Source organism: Maribacter sp. 4G9 (assembly GCF_002742265.1).
In the GTDB taxonomy this organism is placed as follows: domain Bacteria; phylum Bacteroidota; class Bacteroidia; order Flavobacteriales; family Flavobacteriaceae; genus Maribacter.
The window spans coordinates 62,283-78,711 of sequence record NZ_MDGL01000007.1 but is presented as its reverse complement, the minus strand read 5'-3'; the positions used below and the strand labels follow the sequence as shown (position 1 = coordinate 78,711).

17 protein-coding genes and 1 tRNA gene are annotated in these 16,429 nt (G+C 40.1%); 5 read left to right on the top strand and 13 right to left on the bottom strand.

The features are described 5' to 3' along the window. Positions 1-2: 2 nt before the first annotated feature. On the top strand, positions 3-1,271 hold the full coding sequence (locus tag BFP75_RS00965; protein ID WP_099542787.1) for an MFS transporter: 1,269 nt from the start codon (positions 3-5) through the stop codon (positions 1,269-1,271). A 23-nt stretch (positions 1,272-1,294) separates the two neighbouring features. On the opposite strand, the gene BFP75_RS00960 is transcribed toward BFP75_RS00965, so the two are convergent. Genes BFP75_RS00960 through BFP75_RS00945 form a run of 4 tightly spaced genes read right to left on the bottom strand, consistent with a single transcriptional unit; the run spans position 1,295 to position 3,109 of the window. After that, entirely contained in the window at positions 1,295-2,056 is a 762-nt protein-coding gene (locus BFP75_RS00960) for a UDP-2,3-diacylglucosamine diphosphatase (RefSeq protein WP_206073452.1), read from the bottom strand. Between the two features lie 29 nt (positions 2,057-2,085). Next, on the bottom strand, positions 2,086-2,535 hold the full coding sequence (locus tag BFP75_RS00955) for a 6-pyruvoyl trahydropterin synthase family protein (protein ID WP_099542784.1): 450 nt from the start codon (positions 2,533-2,535) through the stop codon (positions 2,086-2,088). Positions 2,536-2,585: 50 nt separating this feature from the next. Next, entirely contained in the window at positions 2,586-2,852 is a 267-nt protein-coding gene (locus BFP75_RS00950; RefSeq protein ID WP_099542782.1) for a type II toxin-antitoxin system RelE family toxin, read from the bottom strand. Then, positions 2,849-3,109, bottom strand: coding sequence for a hypothetical protein (locus BFP75_RS00945; RefSeq protein ID WP_240531655.1), 261 nt, complete (start codon positions 3,107-3,109; stop codon positions 2,849-2,851). The genes BFP75_RS00950 and BFP75_RS00945 overlap by 4 nt, the downstream gene beginning before the upstream one ends. Before the next feature lie 151 nt (positions 3,110-3,260). On the opposite strand from BFP75_RS00945, the gene BFP75_RS00940 reads away from it, so the two are divergent. After that, positions 3,261-3,908, top strand: a complete 648-nt coding sequence (locus BFP75_RS00940) for a 2OG-Fe(II) oxygenase (RefSeq protein WP_099542780.1) — start codon at positions 3,261-3,263, stop codon at positions 3,906-3,908. Between the two features lie 298 nt (positions 3,909-4,206). Here the strand turns inward: BFP75_RS00940 and BFP75_RS00935 are convergent, their stop codons facing one another. Genes BFP75_RS00935 through BFP75_RS00925 form a run of 3 tightly spaced genes read right to left on the bottom strand, consistent with a single transcriptional unit; the run spans position 4,207 to position 6,834 of the window. Then, complete coding sequence (locus BFP75_RS00935) at positions 4,207-4,971, bottom strand: enoyl-CoA hydratase/isomerase family protein (RefSeq protein WP_099542777.1); 765 nt, start codon at positions 4,969-4,971, stop codon at positions 4,207-4,209. A gap of 21 nt (positions 4,972-4,992) precedes the next feature. Next, the gene (locus tag BFP75_RS00930) at positions 4,993-6,327 is read right to left on the bottom strand and encodes an MATE family efflux transporter (protein ID WP_099542775.1); all 1,335 of its coding nucleotides are present in this window, start codon (positions 6,325-6,327) and stop codon (positions 4,993-4,995) included. Positions 6,328-6,333: 6 nt separating this feature from the next. Continuing rightward, entirely contained in the window at positions 6,334-6,834 is a 501-nt protein-coding gene (locus BFP75_RS00925; RefSeq protein ID WP_099542772.1) for a GNAT family N-acetyltransferase, read from the bottom strand. A 51-nt stretch (positions 6,835-6,885) separates the two neighbouring features. On the opposite strand from BFP75_RS00925, the gene BFP75_RS00920 reads away from it, so the two are divergent. After that, a complete protein-coding gene (locus BFP75_RS00920; RefSeq protein ID WP_099542770.1) occupies positions 6,886-7,683 on the top strand; it encodes a universal stress protein in 798 nt (265 codons plus the stop codon). 51 nt (positions 7,684-7,734) lie between these two features. Beyond that, positions 7,735-7,808, top strand: a tRNA-Ala gene (locus tag BFP75_RS00915). A 43-nt stretch (positions 7,809-7,851) separates the two neighbouring features. On the opposite strand, the gene BFP75_RS22225 is transcribed toward BFP75_RS00915, so the two are convergent. From BFP75_RS22225 to BFP75_RS00905, 3 genes are all read right to left on the bottom strand, one after another. Beyond that, positions 7,852-8,151, bottom strand: a complete 300-nt coding sequence (locus BFP75_RS22225) for a hypothetical protein (protein WP_240531654.1) — start codon at positions 8,149-8,151, stop codon at positions 7,852-7,854. Further along, complete coding sequence (locus BFP75_RS22220; protein ID WP_240531653.1) at positions 8,152-8,652, bottom strand: ion channel; 501 nt, start codon at positions 8,650-8,652, stop codon at positions 8,152-8,154. Between the two features lie 177 nt (positions 8,653-8,829). Then, positions 8,830-10,149 carry a sugar porter family MFS transporter gene (locus tag BFP75_RS00905; RefSeq protein WP_099542768.1) on the bottom strand — a complete coding sequence of 440 codons (1,320 nt, stop codon included), beginning with the start codon at positions 10,147-10,149 and terminating at the stop codon, positions 8,830-8,832. A 105-nt stretch (positions 10,150-10,254) separates the two neighbouring features. Here BFP75_RS00905 and BFP75_RS00900 point away from each other — a divergent pair, with 105 nt between their 5' ends. Then, complete coding sequence (locus tag BFP75_RS00900) at positions 10,255-10,965, top strand: SDR family oxidoreductase (protein WP_099542766.1); 711 nt, start codon at positions 10,255-10,257, stop codon at positions 10,963-10,965. 1 nt (position 10,966) lies between these two features. On the opposite strand, the gene BFP75_RS00895 is transcribed toward BFP75_RS00900, so the two are convergent. From BFP75_RS00895 to kbl, 3 genes are all read right to left on the bottom strand, one after another. Beyond that, positions 10,967-13,705 carry a PD-(D/E)XK nuclease family protein gene (locus tag BFP75_RS00895; protein WP_099542763.1) on the bottom strand — a complete coding sequence of 913 codons (2,739 nt, stop codon included), beginning with the start codon at positions 13,703-13,705 and terminating at the stop codon, positions 10,967-10,969. Positions 13,706-13,782: 77 nt separating this feature from the next. Then, on the bottom strand, positions 13,783-15,123 hold the full coding sequence (locus tag BFP75_RS00890; protein ID WP_099542761.1) for an OmpA family protein: 1,341 nt from the start codon (positions 15,121-15,123) through the stop codon (positions 13,783-13,785). Positions 15,124-15,235: 112 nt separating this feature from the next. Next, on the bottom strand, positions 15,236-16,429 hold the full coding sequence (gene kbl, locus BFP75_RS00885; RefSeq protein WP_099542759.1) for a glycine C-acetyltransferase: 1,194 nt from the start codon (positions 16,427-16,429) through the stop codon (positions 15,236-15,238).

Here is a 16,429-nt window from a genome sequence, read left to right as displayed (position 1 = left end):
GTATGAACAAAAACATTGACCCTTACGCAGCCTTACGGTTTAAGGAATTCAATATTTTCTTACTAGTGCGTTTTGCCATGGTTTTTGCATGGTCCATGCAATTCATCGTTATCGAATGGCAAGTCTATTCCTTGACCAAAGACCCGTTGTCCTTGGGCATTATTGGTTTAATGGAGGTAATTCCCGCTGTGGGAATGGCATTGTTTGCCGGGCATATCGTAGATCAGAAAGAAAAACGGAACCTTTTGGTGAAGTGTATTTTGGGCTTTTCGGTAATCAGTTTTGGATTATTCGTATTGAGTTGGCCCGGTTTGGAAGAAACGTGGGAAACCAAGACCATTTTGTATGGAATCTATGCCCTTGTTTTTATGGGCGGTTTGGTGCGGGCTTTTTTGGGCCCTACGATTTTCTCACTTATCGCGCTTATCGTGCCCAAGAAAATCTATCCAAATGCGGCCACATGGAGTAGTTCTACATGGCAATTGGCATCCGTTTTAGGACCCGCATTGGCTGGTTTTTCCATTAGTTTTATAGGGGTGCATTGGTCTATGTGCGTCATTTTCGGTTTTTCCGTGCTGGCTTTGATAACCTTGTTGCAAATTTCCAGAAAACCGATCATGAACCCGAAGATTGGAGAGCCTGTATTTCAAAGTCTAAAGGAGGGTTTAAAGTTTGTATTCAATACCAAGGCAATTTTGGGCGCCTTGACCTTGGATATGATTGCGGTACTCTTTGGAGGTGCGGTGGCCCTGTTGCCTATTTTTGCCCAAGATATTCTAAATGTGGGATCGGAGGGATTTGGTATTCTTAGGGCCGCACCCGCTGTGGGAGCTTCGATTACTATGTTGGGGTCCACCAGGTTTCCCCTGCATAAAAATGCCGGTAAGAAATTGTTGTGGGCAGTCTTCGGTTTTGGAATATGTATTATTGTTTTTGGAATGTCTACCTATTTTTGGCTTTCCGTGATTGCCCTTTTTGTGAGTGGCGCCGTAGATGGAATTTCGATGATTATCCGCCAAACGATATTACAATTAAAAACACCTGATAATATGCGTGGCAGGGTAGCCTCCGTAAACTCTATGTTCGTAGGCTCTTCCAACGAACTTGGAGCTTTTGAAAGCGGAGTTACCGCCAAGCTCATGGGAACGGTCACTGCTGTAATTTTTGGTGGTAGTATGACCTTATTGACCGTGGGAATTACCGCTTTCGCATGGCCATCCTTTAGAAAACTGGATCTTTCAAAAGATGTAGAGGAGCATGAAAATGATTGATGGGCCAAGATAGAAAATGGTTACTAGAATTTCTTAAGTTCCAATTCATGTCCATCAAAAACCGCATATGTAAAATAATTGATCCAATCCCCAATATTGGTATATTTTGAAGTTTCGTTCAACTTAATTTCCAAAGGTAAATGCCGATGTCCAAAAATAAAATGGTCGTAATGTTGGGTTTCCAGTTTACGTTTGGCATACTGTACCAACCATTCCTTGTCCTCCCCTAAGAATTTGGCATCATCATCACCCGATATCAATTTATTCTTTACGGAAAAGTATTGGGCGACCTTCACACCCAAATCGGGATGCAACCATCTAAAAAACCATTTGGCGATAGGGTTTGTAAAAACCTTTTTCATACGCTTGTACCCTTTATCATGGGGCCCCAAACCATCCCCATGACCAATAAAAAAAGACACATCGTTGATGAGGTATTGTTTGGGTTTATGATACACGGGTATATTGAGTTCTTCCTCAAAGTAACCATTCATCCAAAGATCATGGTTTCCCACAAAATAGTAGATGGGAATCCCGGAGTCCGAAAGTTCTGCCAGTTTCCCCAAAGTTCTTGTAAAACCTCTTGGTACTACCGTTTTATACTCGAACCAAAAATCGAATAGGTCGCCAAGCAAAAAAATGGCACCGGCATCGGTTTTAATCCCATCCAGCCATTTCACGAATCTTTGCTCCCTTGGAAAGCTCGTTTCGGTATTGGGGGCACCCAAATGATTATCGCTTGCGAAGTAAACTTTTTTGCCTTTGGGTAGATGTATACTGGTCATCGCAGATAAAGATAGGAAATGTTTGCCCCTTAATTGTCACTGGCGTACCATTCCGCAAAGGAGGTCTCCGTTTCCTGAAGCTTCAGGGAGAATAGTTCGATGTTTTTGGGAAGTCTGGCCTTAATTTTTTTTGCAAAGTCCATGACCATATTTTCACTGGTAGGCTGATAATCGGCTAAAATCACGTTATGCCCCCTTTCCGTAAGCTCATTGGCCAGATCTACATGCGGCGTGTTTTTGTTGAAAACCGTGGCGTGGTCAAACTTATCCACTATTTCCTCTTTCACGATTTTTTTAAGATCACCAAAATCAATCACCATGCCCAATTTTACATGGGAGGTATCCGTAATGGGTTTTCCTATGACCGTCACGGAAAGTTTGTAACTATGACCGTGCACATTTCGGCATTTGCCATCGTAGCCATACAGCGCGTGACCGGTCTCAAAATTGAACTGTTTGGTAATCCTTATTGCAGACATTTTTCAATAACTTGATTACAAAAGTAACGAATCAAAACAAGGATTTTTGTTTATGGAAACACTTTATAAATATCGTTTCTCTTTACGATTCTGGCTATAATAATGGTTTCTTCCAAGTAATAAAGTCCAATTCTATAATCTCCAACCCTTATTCGAAAGGCACTTGGATGTCCTGAAATTTTCTTTAGGCTCGGTATTTCTTTTAATGATTCTACTTCTTTAATTAGAAGTAGAATTTTTTTTATTGAGGCACGAACTTTCTTTGAGTTAATTTTTCTGACATCTTTCTCTGCGGACTTTAAATATTTAATTCTCATTCATCAAGAGCTTTAAAAAATGCCTCTTCTGTGGCGAAATCTTCATTGTCTGCTTGTTGCATCAAGAATAAAAGACCTAAATCCTCCTTTTCTTCTTCTGAAAGATTATCAATTCTTTCAAGTTCCTTTTTTGAGACAAACTCTTTTATGGCTTTTTCCATAAGAGCTTTAACACTAAGGTTTTCAAAAGCTGATAAAATCTTCAATTTTGTAACAAGAGACTTATCAACTTCAATAAGTTTCTTAATACTACTCATAATGTGGTGGCGTTAATCGGGTTATTCAAATATATATCATATATATTTAATATAAAATATTTTTCGATACTATTTTGAAAATAGCAATTAATCAATTTGTAAAACCGATCGCTTTTAGAACTACATTTGTCGGCTTTTAAAAAATTTTGAAATGGCCAGCTTGGTGGAACAACTTGATTTTGAGGAGAATCCGCTTTTCGAGCAGTTGATCGAAGATATCTTAAAGGATGGCTATAGTATTCTGGATAATTTCTTTCCCCAAGAGACCATTTTAGATTTAAGGACAGATCTTCTCCATAAATACGAAGAGGACCATTTTAAAAAGGCCGCTATTGGTAACCGAATCAATGAGGTCATTAAAACGGAAATACGGGGCGATTTTATTCTTTGGATGGACGAAGCCAAACTTAACACCGTCCAATCCGGATTTTTTAATAGGATCAACGAGCTTTCAACGTATTTGAACAAAACCTGTTTCCTGGGAATCCTAAAAAAGGAATTTCATTATGCGGTCTATCCGGAAGGCAAGTTTTACAAAAGACATTTGGATACCTTTCAAAATGACGACTGCCGAAGGCTTTCCGTGGTTTGTTATCTAAACGAGGATGACTGGTTGCCCGAACATGGAGGGGAGCTGGTACTGTACCTACAGGATGAAAACGGAAAGGAATATGCCAAATCCATTTATCCCATGCCGGGAAGGACGGTCATATTCGAGAGCCAAAAAATAGAACACGAAGTTAAGCCGGCCACCAGACAAAGGTTAAGCATAACGGGCTGGCTGAAGACACGTTCGTAAGCTCAAGTTTCAAATTCAAGTTCCAATACAAGTTCAAAATTGGTTATGTGCTGTTTTTGATGAAAAACCGCGGGCCTGTTCCTGGTTGATTGGGAATTTTTCCAGGAATACTGGAATTGAGGATTAGCCAGGGCTATCGTTTGAACCTGCGCCTTGTCCGTATTCTGTTCACAAAATATACAACTACGACAAAGAGGGCAAGAGTGGGAAAGATAAGGTCCCCGTTTAAAAACTGTAGAATTTCCATGAAGTTAAATTGTTAAGGACAACAACGGAGTATACTTTAACATATTGCTTATTATTTGAATTTTGAAAGTGCGTTTCGAGTAAAATTAGAAAGCACCAAACTACCGGTAATGGCAGCACGATCAATCAATAACCGGCCCCAGTGATCGGTCCCTTTCCACAAGACCTTTTTCCATTCCATTAGCCCATCTGGGTTGTAAGAAGCCAATTTTTGGGTAAAAAAGTCGAGTTCCTTGTCCATTTCGGGAAATGAATCGAAAACTTTTGCAAACAGTCCTTTGTCCTGTGCCCAATATGCGTTTTTCCATTCGGTTGGAGCTAATGATAATTCCGTCAATGCTCCTGCACCAATTTTTCGTTCCACGGCAGGTTCTATGACCAAAGGCGCAATTCCTATACTCAATTCAGAAAGTTTTATAGAGGCATTCTCATGTGCGAAGACATAATCACAAGCCGCCGCCAGCCCAACGCCCCCGCCCACGGTTTTGCCCTGTACCCTACCAACGATTACTTTTTTACAGGTTCGCATGGCATTGATTACATGGGCAAATCCGCTAAAGAACTCCTTCCCTTCCTCCAAGTTGGAAACGGCCATTAGTTCATCAAAGGAAGCCCCGGCACAAAAGGCCTTTTCCCCTTCGGATCTTAAGATGATTACATGGATATTCTTGTCCCCAGAAAGTTTACTGAACTCCTTGGCAAGCCTATCCAACAATTCGGCTACAAAAGAGTTACTTGCCGGATGTCCAAACTCAATGGTAGCCACCTTGCCGTTGATACTGGTATATAAACTTCCATTTTGCCTAACGGTTCCCATGATATACTGTTTATGTCAAAATTAATGGTTTTGTAATAGGGGTCGAAACTTTCTTCGGAATTTAAGGGCCAAGGCCCCTCCCCGGATCAACATCCAAACCGTAAATGCTATCCAAATGCCCGCAAGGCCCCAATTTAGAAACCTTCCCAGGAACAACATCGGCACAAATCCCAAAAAAGTGGCAATGAGCAAGGTATTTCGCAGGTATTTCATTTCGCCCAACCCCTTGAACACGCCATCAAGAACAAAGGCGATTGTATTTATCGGCAATCCTACTATGATGATGTAAAATACCCCATAGAAAGCGTTCAAAACCAGCTCCTCGTTGGAGAAGAGTCGGCCTATAGGTTTATAGAACAAGAAGGATACTGCCATAAGGACCAAGCTTACATAGATTCCATATTTCACAATTTTCTTTGCCAAAAGCCATAAGTCGGCATAGTTCTTTTCTCCCAAAAGCCTGCCACCCATAATGTTACCGGCGGCACCATATCCATCGATAAAAAATGCCGAAAAAAGCCAAAGATTGATGGCAATCGTATGTGCACCGATGAATTTATCGCCTAAAGCGGTCGCCTCCCGTACCGCCAAAATAAGGGCGGTGTTCAATGCCAAGGCACGTACAAAAAGATTGAGGCTCATAACCACCAAACGCCCCAGTTCCGGATGTATTGGAAATTTCAGCACCAGACTTATTTCGGTCTTTTTCCAAAGAAGCCAAAGGGCCATTATGGCCATAACGGATTGTGCGATAAGGCTCGCCCATGCCGCTCCGTCCAAATACATAGGGTCAAGGATTCCTTCAACCCCGTAGACCAACAAAAAGTCCAGGATTACATTGAGTACCGCCCCTGTAATGGCAATGACCATGGGCCAATAGGTGTTCTGAAGGCCCCTAAAGATACCCATTACCGCAAATACGAACAGGGTAAGGGGAAAGCCCCAAACCCGTATGGAATAATAGCTGATACAATATTCGAGGATTTTCCCCGATGCATTTAGAAGCTCAAAAATTTCACGAATCACAAAAACAGTGGACAATAAAATTAGAACGCTCAAGGCGATATTTAAAAAAATAGCCTGAACGGGCAAGGTTTTTACCTCTTCCAATCTTCCCGCCCCAAGATATTGGGAGATAATGGCGGAAATGGCACTTCTGGTCTGCCCCAACACCCATATAAGCATGGATAAAAAGGATCCTACGATTCCGGCCGCGGCGAGTGATTCCAGTCCGTCTACAGGTATATTGCCCACAATGGCCGTGTCGGTTATGGAAAGTAAAGGTTCTGCAATCCCGGCAACGGTGGCAGGGATGGCCAAACTATTGATTCGTTTTAAGGAGACGTTAGATTTCAAAATGGTTTATACTACAAGTTCATAACAATGGAAGGGATGGGAACTCTGTTTTGGGAAGTAAATATCCTCCAATTTTTTATAGCCTCTTGCCTCATAGAACCTTTGGTTCCTGTTATTTTGACTAAAGGTATCCAACCTGATCGATATAAAATTGTGTTGTCTTGCAAAGTCCTCTGCAAAATCCATGAGTTGTTGGGCATATCCCTTTCGTTGCTGAGCAGGATGAACCGCCAATCTATGTATGTACAGGTTTTTGGTATTTGGGGACTGCCAGGCTACGTGCCGGTACTCCTCATCCATAAGGCTGGAAATGACAATGCATCCAATGATTTCATCTTTCTTTTTTAATACATATAACTCCTTCCTTTCTATATCTGTAAGGAAATTTTCTTCGGACGGATATTCCGTTGTCCATTGAAAAATATTTTTGGATTCCATGTCCAGTCTACAGGCTTTTGTCATGGAAAGAATATCGGGAATTTCAGATATCTTTGCTTTCTGAATCATCATTCGAAATATTAAAATTGTAAATTTAGAGGAATAAACAACAAAACAACCATGAAGAATATCCTTGTTCCCATAGGCACATCTCCTGATGCCAGCGAAACCTTACAATATGCCGTAGACTTTGCCACAGATTTTGGAGCGGAGGTCTATGTGATGGAAGTGTTTAATGTGATGTCAAAGGCCGGCACCTTGGCAAATGTATCTGAAATTGTTGCGGAGAGCGGTAAGGAGCGACTGAAAGGGGTCATTGCCCAGATAGATACTAAACAAATAGATATAAAAATAGCCTCGTTCAAAGGAGATTTGGTAGACGGGCTTTTGGAAATAGATAATGAACTGGGCATAGATCTAATTATTCTGGCTCCTAGAAGTAACGATATTCAGGAGGAGGTTTATCTTGGACCTACTTCCGGAAAAATCATTAAACAGACCAATATTCCAACTTTGGTAGTCCCAAAAGGCACAAAATACAAGCCTTTTGGAAGTATTTTGGTGGCTTTTAGGTCTGGCATACTAAAGCGTAAGAGAATTTTGAATTCCTTGATCACTATTTCTGAAAAGCATAGGTCGAAAGTCAATTTGTTATTGGTAAAGACACCGGGCTATACTGATGACGACCTCAAAATCAATACTGCTCTGATGGATATTAGCTCCCATTTGACCATAACTGAAAACGCCACTACATACTTGGGAGTTTTAGAGCATTTTCAGTCCAAACATCCAGATCTGCTCTGTGTTTTTAGAAGAAAGCGTGGCTTTTTTAAGAAATTATGGGAAAAAAGCACCATTTTAAAATCGGAATTTTCCGTACCCATTCCAGTATTGATCCTGAGTACCAAGAAAGATTAAGATGTATTTTGATACGTTGCGAAAAAGTATTTCCTTTGCGACGCTCAAAAAGGGGGATTAGCTCAGTTGGCTAGAGCGCTTGCCTGGCAGGCAAGAGGCCACCGGTTCGAATCCGGTATTCTCCACAAAAGCCACACTATGGTGTGGCTTTTTTTATATAAAGATGGTTTAGTTTAAATCCACTTCAAAGGTTTCATCAATCCTTCCAACATAAATGGATATTCCTTTGAGATCCCTTTTGGCCAGATAGGTGAACTTCTCTCCCCATTTAATTTCATAGGCTTTATAGGAAGAACGGGAATAGACGGATTGCGAAAAAGATTCGTCAAAGGCTTTAATGACAGCGATGAACTCTGTATCCTTTTCAAGAAGATCTTCGCTTTTAAATTTATGTAAAGGACTTTTTTCGGATATAGGATGCACAATGGTCCACATGGTAGGAAAGAAAACTACTTGTGAACGCTCCAATTACAAGAAGTAAAAATCGCGCAAATCCGAATTTTCCCTTTTTAGGGAAAGGTTTACGTTCACCTCTACTTCCAGTAATTGGTTCTTTTTAGGGTTCACTACCCTGAACATAAAACCGTTGATATCCTTGTATGGTGCAATGACAGCTATAGAGCTGTACTTAATTGTGGCAAAGGGCTTGGAAAACCTACCGTACATAAGTCCGGTTGCCAGGGCAAACAATAATAGCCCCAATAAAGATTCCGTTGCAGCTACAATGTTCGCAGCTAGGTTTAATGGTGCTATCTGGCCATATCCCAAAGTAGTTATTGTCTGTGCACTAAAAAAGAAAGCTTCAATGAACTGGTCCATTTTGGTGGTTCCATAAATTCCGGTGAGATGCTCTGTACCAATGGTTAGATACAGTGAAGCAAAGACCAAATTGATGATGAAATACCCCAGACCTAGGACAGAAAAAAATTGAAGCCATGACATTGAAACCAGCGAGTGGAAAATGTTCATTCCTTCAGAAAAGGATACGTTTTCTTTTCTAACATTGAATCAACCATCTTTGTTAAGGGCCCTATACCTACTGGCAGGAGATTTGGTATCCAGCCCTAGATCGCTATATTTTTCTTTTTTATAGAGTTTCAATCTTCGTAGGTTATACCTTTTCCGTTAAATATTAGAATCCTTGGTTTATTTCTTTCCAATAAGGATATTGCTTAATTCCTCTAAGGTCGCGCCTTTTGTTTCCGGCATCATGAATCTTACGAAAAGGAGCTGTAAGACCATCATAAAAGCGAAAAAGGCAAATACCGCTCCAGCTCCTATACTGGAAAAAAGAAATGGTACCGCTGCTGGAATGGCCGCCGCCAATACCCAATGTACGGATGATCCGAAAGACTGTCCACTACCTCGTAAGTGATTGGGAAAAATCTCAGAAATAAAAACCCAGATGATGGCACCTTGTCCAATGGCATGTGCAGCTATAAAAATGAATAGGAAAATGGGAACTGCCATTCCTTCCCATCCAAAGAAAAAGGCACAAGCAACCAGGGAAAGTGAAATTATGTAGCCAATAGACCCAATGTACATCAATTGCCTTCTTCCCAATCGGTCAATAAGATTAATACCGATTAAAGTAAATATCAAATTGGTTACCCCAATTCCAACACTACTAAGAAGTGCCGTACTCTCACCCAGACCAGCTTCCTCGAATATTCTAGGGGCATAGTATAAAAATGCATTAATACCGGACGTTTGATTAAAAAAGGCAATAAGAAAAGCCAGAATTAGCGGGAAACGATATTTCTTCATGAATATATGTTCATGGCTTTCGGGCCTCACATTGTTTTTTTGAATTTCTTCAATCATTTCTTCAACGCTTCGGTTAGGGTTGATTACTTGAAGTATTTTCCCTGCTTCCTCCTTTTTGCCATTCATCAACAACCATCTGGGACTTTTTGGTACGGTAAATATAAATATTGTGTAAATTATAGCTGGGAACGCCTCTACGCCCACCATCCATCGCCAATCGTTTTCTCCAATTCCACTTAATAGGAAATTTGATAAAAATGCAATGAGTATTCCAAAGACGAGACTAAACTGATAGAAGCCTACCAATTTCCCTCTCTTGTTGGCCGGTGAGATTTCTGAAATGTAGGCAGGGGCCGCAATGGTTGAAACACCCACTCCTATCCCTCCTATAAATCTAAATATGGCAAAGGTTAATGGGTCATTAGACAGGGCCGACCCGATCGCCGAGATACTGTACAATAATCCAATGGCTATCAAGGTGTTTTTTCTCCCCCATTTATCCGTAGGGATTCCTGCGAAAATAGCACCGATTACGGTTCCCCAAAGCGCACTGGACATAACTACCCATCCATGGAAGACATCGGAACTTTCCCAAAGGGCTTGCAATTTTTTATCGGCTCCCGAAATGACTACCGTATCAAAACCGAATAAAAAACCCGCTAAGGCAGCGGTAATGGACCACAGTACAATTTTGTTCATGTATTTAAATTTTAAAACCTTTAAATATAGTAAATCAAAATCGTTAAATGTTTACCCATATCCGCTACTTTAAAGCAAATGGATTTATAATTTTGTAAAAAAAAGATGAAAGACTTGAAAAGCAAGGTGGCTTATATCACCGGAGGAACAAAAGGAATTGGATTGGGCGTTGCTAAAACCCTGTTGGACGCAGGCATGCGAGTGGCCATAAGCGGTAGATCGAATACCAGTGTTGAAGAGGGCCTCAAAAGCCTTGACATTGATCGTGCATTTGGCATTGTTTCCGATGTTTGCAAGATTGAGGATGAGTTAAATGCCGTCAACCAAATTGTTGAAAAGTGGGGCCAACTGGACATAGTACTTGCCAATGCAGGTGTTGGGAATTTTGCGCCAGTAGATGAAATGACAGAATACCAATGGCATCAAATGATCGATACCAATCTTAATGGGGTATTTCACACCTTAAAAGCCTCTGTCGAGGAACTTAAAAAGACCAAGGGGTATTATATTACCCTAGCCAGTTTGGCAGGAACCAATTTTTTTGCATCCGGGGCAGGATACAATGCTTCCAAGTTTGGGGTGGTTGGTTTTACACAGGCCGCCATGTTGGATTTACGAAAATACGATATAAAAGTCACGACCATAATGCCAGGTTCCGTGGCTACACATTTCAACAATCATATCCCTGATGATTCCGATGCTTGGAAGATACAACCGGAGGATATAGGGCAACTTGTGTTGGATCTATTAAAAATGCATCCAAGGACGTTGCCCAGTAAAATTGAGGTACGGCCTACGAGACCCGATAAAAAGTAAGCTATATTTCCTTTTCCAGGAAGGGAATAGTTGGATTTAGGATCTCTTCCATTAAACCATACAGTAATTTTTCAAATTCCTGCATAACTTCCCTGTCTATGACAGGGTTCTTTTTTGTGTCACGGGGAGATGATTTTTTGTAAAAAAGCATCAATCCCTCTTTCAAATTCTTTATACTGAATATTCCTGCATTTATTGCCTCCGTAGGCGTTTGGTTAAGGAACATATAGGAATAGCAGAGTAATTGAAAGGCCTTGCTGTAGTCATAGGATTCGGTTAGATTTTGCCAATCGATTATTTCAAGGTGTCGCTTTTCTACTTTTCCGGTTTTATAGTCGATAATTCGGGTCACACCATCACAAATATCTATCCGGTCAAGTTTTCCCTTAAGTATTACTGGTTTGTTTGAATTGGGCAGGACTATTTGAATATTAAGTTTCTTTTCCAAACCGATAATTTTTGTGCTGTGCGTCTTAAGTTCTTCAATTTCATTATTTAAAAAATTCTCGATGTAGCGTACCACAACATTATAGGCAATTAGGTTTTTGCCACTGGCATAGGCTCCGTAAACGTAGGTTTTCTGAAAATTTTTATGCACGATTGCTTTTATGGATTCCTTTGATTTTATAAGTTGCTCATGGTCTATTTCTTTATCTAAAAATGGGGTGTATAGTTCCTCAAGCGTATCATGAATTACGGTACCCATCGTATTGGCGGCAATATTCTCCTCAACATCTTCCGTTTCATTGATGCCTAGGAGATTCTGTTTGTAAAAATCGACAGGATTTCGAATGTAATTACTTAGTGAACTGGGGGAAAAGCCCTTACTGGCATACTGGTCCAAAAGGTCAATAAGTTGTTGACCCTTATGTATTGATTTTGGACGATTGTCCAGTTCCTGAATTTTTGGTGTCGCTATTTTTTCAGTGATGTCCGTTCTGTTTTCATCCGTAAGCAATTGGGTGATCAGTCTACTTTTTTCACCTCCTTCTAGAACATCTGGTTCCGTATTATAGATCAAATAAATATTCTTTGCCCTTTGTAAAAGACGGTAAAAGTGATATGTATATACGGCATCTTTTTCCTTAAAGGTGGGTAGCCCGAATTCATTTTTTAAATCGAATGGTATAAAGGAGTTGTTCGATTTCCCTGATGGTAGTATTCCTTCATTGACTGAGGTCAGGATTACCGTTTCAAAATCCAGGTTCCTGCTTTCCAACATTCCCATGATTTGAAGTCCATCCATAGGGTCACCTTGAAAATCTAGCGTTTCGGACGAAATTAATTGACGAAAGAGGTTCCTAAAGCTTTTTAAGGAATTCATATATTCATATTCAACCATCAATTCTTTTATTTGATTCAGAATTGTATGAATCTTGAAAAGTTGTTCAAGGGCTAAATAATCTTCTTTTTTTTCGAAAATCGTTTTAAGATGTAGTATCAGTGATGAACATTGTTCAACAAATAAGAGCGGTGATCGGTATTTGAAAAATAACTTGCTTAATGTTTGCTGAGAGGAACTAGGAAATTTTAAAAGTTCCTTATCTGAAATATAGATCCAATTTTTTTCATAAATAAGGGATGTCAATTCTCCCACGTCCAGTGTTTCGCCTTGAAAAAGAATTACCGTAAACGGATTATTTAAAAGTGTCGTAAAGTCCTTATAGAACCAGCCCTTGTTTGATTTTGAAAGATGTAGGTCAATTAGGTTCAAGAAAAAAGAGGATAAGCCCGATAACTCCAATTTTTGTCCCATGGTTATATTGACGGAGTTGATTGTTTCCGGGATACTGTTCAAAAGGGGATTTAGTAGCGATTCGTCCCCTAGGACTACGGCTGTTTTTTGTAACTGTTGGGGGTTTTCATTCTCTATTTGATGTAGAATTTTACCCACATATTTGGTTTGGGCTATGTTTTTAGGGGTACCTATTATATGTATACTTTTAGATTGCGTGTAATGATTACTTGTGCCTTTTACCGAGTTTGAACTAAAATACTTCCAATTGGTTATGTGCTTTCTTAGAAAAAGTCCTGCATCATGTAATTTGTCCTTAAGAAAGTATTCGTCGAGGTCCCAAAAGATTTTAGATTTAGGGTCGGTTAGAATTTCCTGTATTATGTTACTTTCTGCCGTATTTAGTGCGTTAAACCCTATAAAAATATGGGCTCTACCTTCTTTCTGCAGATAATTTGGCATCATTTCAGATGCTTTTCTATATACAAGCCCCTGATGCCCTAATTGCTTTGCTAAAAGATTTGCATTGAATGTCTGGTAAATATCATGCAACTGATTCCAAAAGTGGAGGTAATTTTTCATCAGGGCAGTCTTATCTTCCCGAAGTGACCAATGATTCACTTCTTGAATTGCGGCCAATCCAGAAAATAGTTTTTTAGGGTCGATAAGATACCTATCTATCTCATTAATATCCTGCAGTAAAGTTTGCCCCCAGTTTAAATAGGATTCAAAGGCTTCCTTTTCATAAGTTCCAACTTGGAGATAGGCTTTATATAATTCGAATAGTTGTTGTGTTTGTGAAGCATAGGACAAACCAGCTATCTTTTCAATGAACCTTTCAATACTGTATATTTCCGGAGAAATTATGGTTTTACCTACTTTCCTAGAAAGTATCTTTTTTAAAAATGTACCTGCTCTTTTACTTGGAAGTACATAGATACATTTTTCTATCTCAACTTTTTCGTTGTATAGTTCTTCAATTACTTCTTCCAGAAAACTAACCATAGTTATAAAAATAAAAAAGCTCCGCATATTGCGGAGCTTTTTATGTATTAAAACACTTAATGTTTATTTGGGCTAACTTATTTTACTAAGTTAATTTCTACCCTTCTGTTTTGAGCTCTACCAGCAGCTGTATTGTTAGTTGCCATTGGCTTATCCTCACCGTATCCTATAGCTGATAATCTGAACTCCTCAATTCCTTTGTCTACTAAGAATTCTTTTACGGAAAGAGCTCTGGACTCAGAAAGACTTTGGTTCAATTTAGCACTACCAACACTGTCAGTGTGACCTTCAACTGTAAATTTAGCAGTTGGATACTCGTTCAAGATTTGGATTATATCCACCATTACTGAAGTAGACTCAGCCTTGATAGAAGACTTACCTGTATCGAACAAAATAGTTCTGGCGTAATCGTTCAATTGCTTTTGAACTTCCTCAGTTACTTCTGGACATCCAGCGTTTGCTACAGTACCAGCAACTTCTGGACACTGATCGTCTTTGTCAAGAACGCTATCGCCATCAGAATCTGGCCATGGACATCCTTTGTTTTCAGATGGACCTGCCTCGTTTGGACATTCATCGTCTTTATCCGCAACACCGTCACCATCAGCATCTGGACAACCAGCCAACGCTGCTAAGCCAGCCTCATTAGGACAAGCATCATCTTTATCGGCAACACCGTCACCATCAGCATCTGGACATCCGTTCATTTCTTTGGAACCAGCTTCATTAGGACAACTGTCTTTGCTATCCTCTATACCGTCACCATCAGCATCTGGACATCCGTTGAACGCCTCTAGACCAGCAACTTCTGGACAAGCATCGTCTTTGTCGTATATTCCATCGCCGTCAGTATCAGTACCTCCAAATTTGACAGAGATACCGGCCAAGTGTTGGAAATGTTTTACTCCGTAATCTTCGAAAGCATGTTTGTACGTTGATTGCAAAGTTAGACCAAGGTTTTCTGTAAACCAGAAATTAAGTCCCAAACCACCATTAACGGTACCGGCACCAATCTCATCAACCCAAGTATAACCTCCACCTACTTCAATAAAAGGTTGGATGACGGTTTCTTTCGTCAGGTTATATTTTATTGTACCATCTATAGCATAGTGAGATAGATCATCAACGCTAACATCACCTAGTTTGCTGATTTTGTTTAAGGAACCTCTAGCTCCAATAGAAAAACCATCACCAATACTTTTAGATACTCCTACATACGAAATAGAAGGAAGAATGTTCCAATGGTCGGTAACATTAAAGAATTCATTACCAAAAGAGCTTACGTCACCAGTTGGATATACATCGATGGCGTTTGCCCCGAACTGCACTTGCCAAGGATTATTCTCGTCTTGCGCTTGTATGTTGTTAAATCCTACTACAAGTAGGGCAACAACCAATAATTTGCTAAGATGTTTCATGTTCAAATTTTTAAGTTTAAGTGTTTATTAGCTGCAAATGTAAGTTGTTAAATATTATTAACAAAATCAATTTCTTGTTTTTTTAACTCATTTAATAGTATAAAACGCGCATTTAAACGATATTCAACTCCTTGCCTACTTTAATAAACGAATTAATTGCTGTATCCAGGTGTCCCTTTTCATGTGCAGCGGATAACTGCACCCTGATTCTGGCCTTTCCTTTTGGAACAACGGGATAGAAGAAGCCAATTACGTAAATGCCTTCTTTCAACAGTTTTTCCGCCATTTGTTGCGAAAGCTTTGCGTCATATAACATTACAGGAACAATTGCTGAATCCCCGTCTATAATGTCAAAGCCCGCCTTTTTCATGCCTAGTTTAAAATAATCGGTATTGGATTGAAGCTTATCCCGCAACGAGGTGTCATTGGCCAACATGTCGAACACCTTAATGGATGCACCTACAATGGCTGGTGCAAGGGAATTCGAAAAAAGATAGGGTCTGGAGCGCTGCCTTAAAATCTCAATGATTTCCTTTTTGCCGGTTGTGTATCCACCCATTGCCCCTCCCAAGGCCTTTCCTAGAGTGCCGGTTATGATATCGATTCTTCCCATTACATTTTTTTCCTCTAAGGTTCCAATCCCTTTTGGACCTATAAATCCGGCAGCGTGGCATTCGTCTATCATGACCATGGCATCATATGCATCGGCCAAATCACAAATTTTATCCAATGGGGCTACCAAACCGTCCATGGAAAACACACCATCGGTAACAATTATTTTAAAACGAGCTCCTTCTTGATTGGCTTTTTTTAACTGCGATTCAAGGTCTTCCATATCACTGTTGGCATATCTATATCTTTGGGCCTTGCACAATCTGACCCCGTCAATAATGGAGGCATGGTTTAAGGAATCTGATATGATGGCATCCTCGGGGCCCAAAAGTGGTTCAAACACCCCGCCATTGGCATCGAAGGCGGCAGCGTATAAAATGGTGTCTTCTGTCCCGTAGAATTCTGCTATCTTACGTTCGAGCTCCTTGTGAATATCCTGTGTACCACATATAAACCTCACGGATGACATTCCAAAGCCGTGGGTGTCCATAGTATCCTTGGCCGCTTGAATTACATCTGGATGGGATGAAAGTCCCAAATAATTATTGGCGCAAAAATTAATGACCTCCTCCCCAGTGGAAATTTTGATTACCGCGTCCTGCGGGGAAACTATAATTCGTTCCTTTTTATAAAGTCCGTCTTCTTTTATTTGTTTTAGTTCCTCCTCTAAATGTGCTTTTATTTTTCCGTACAT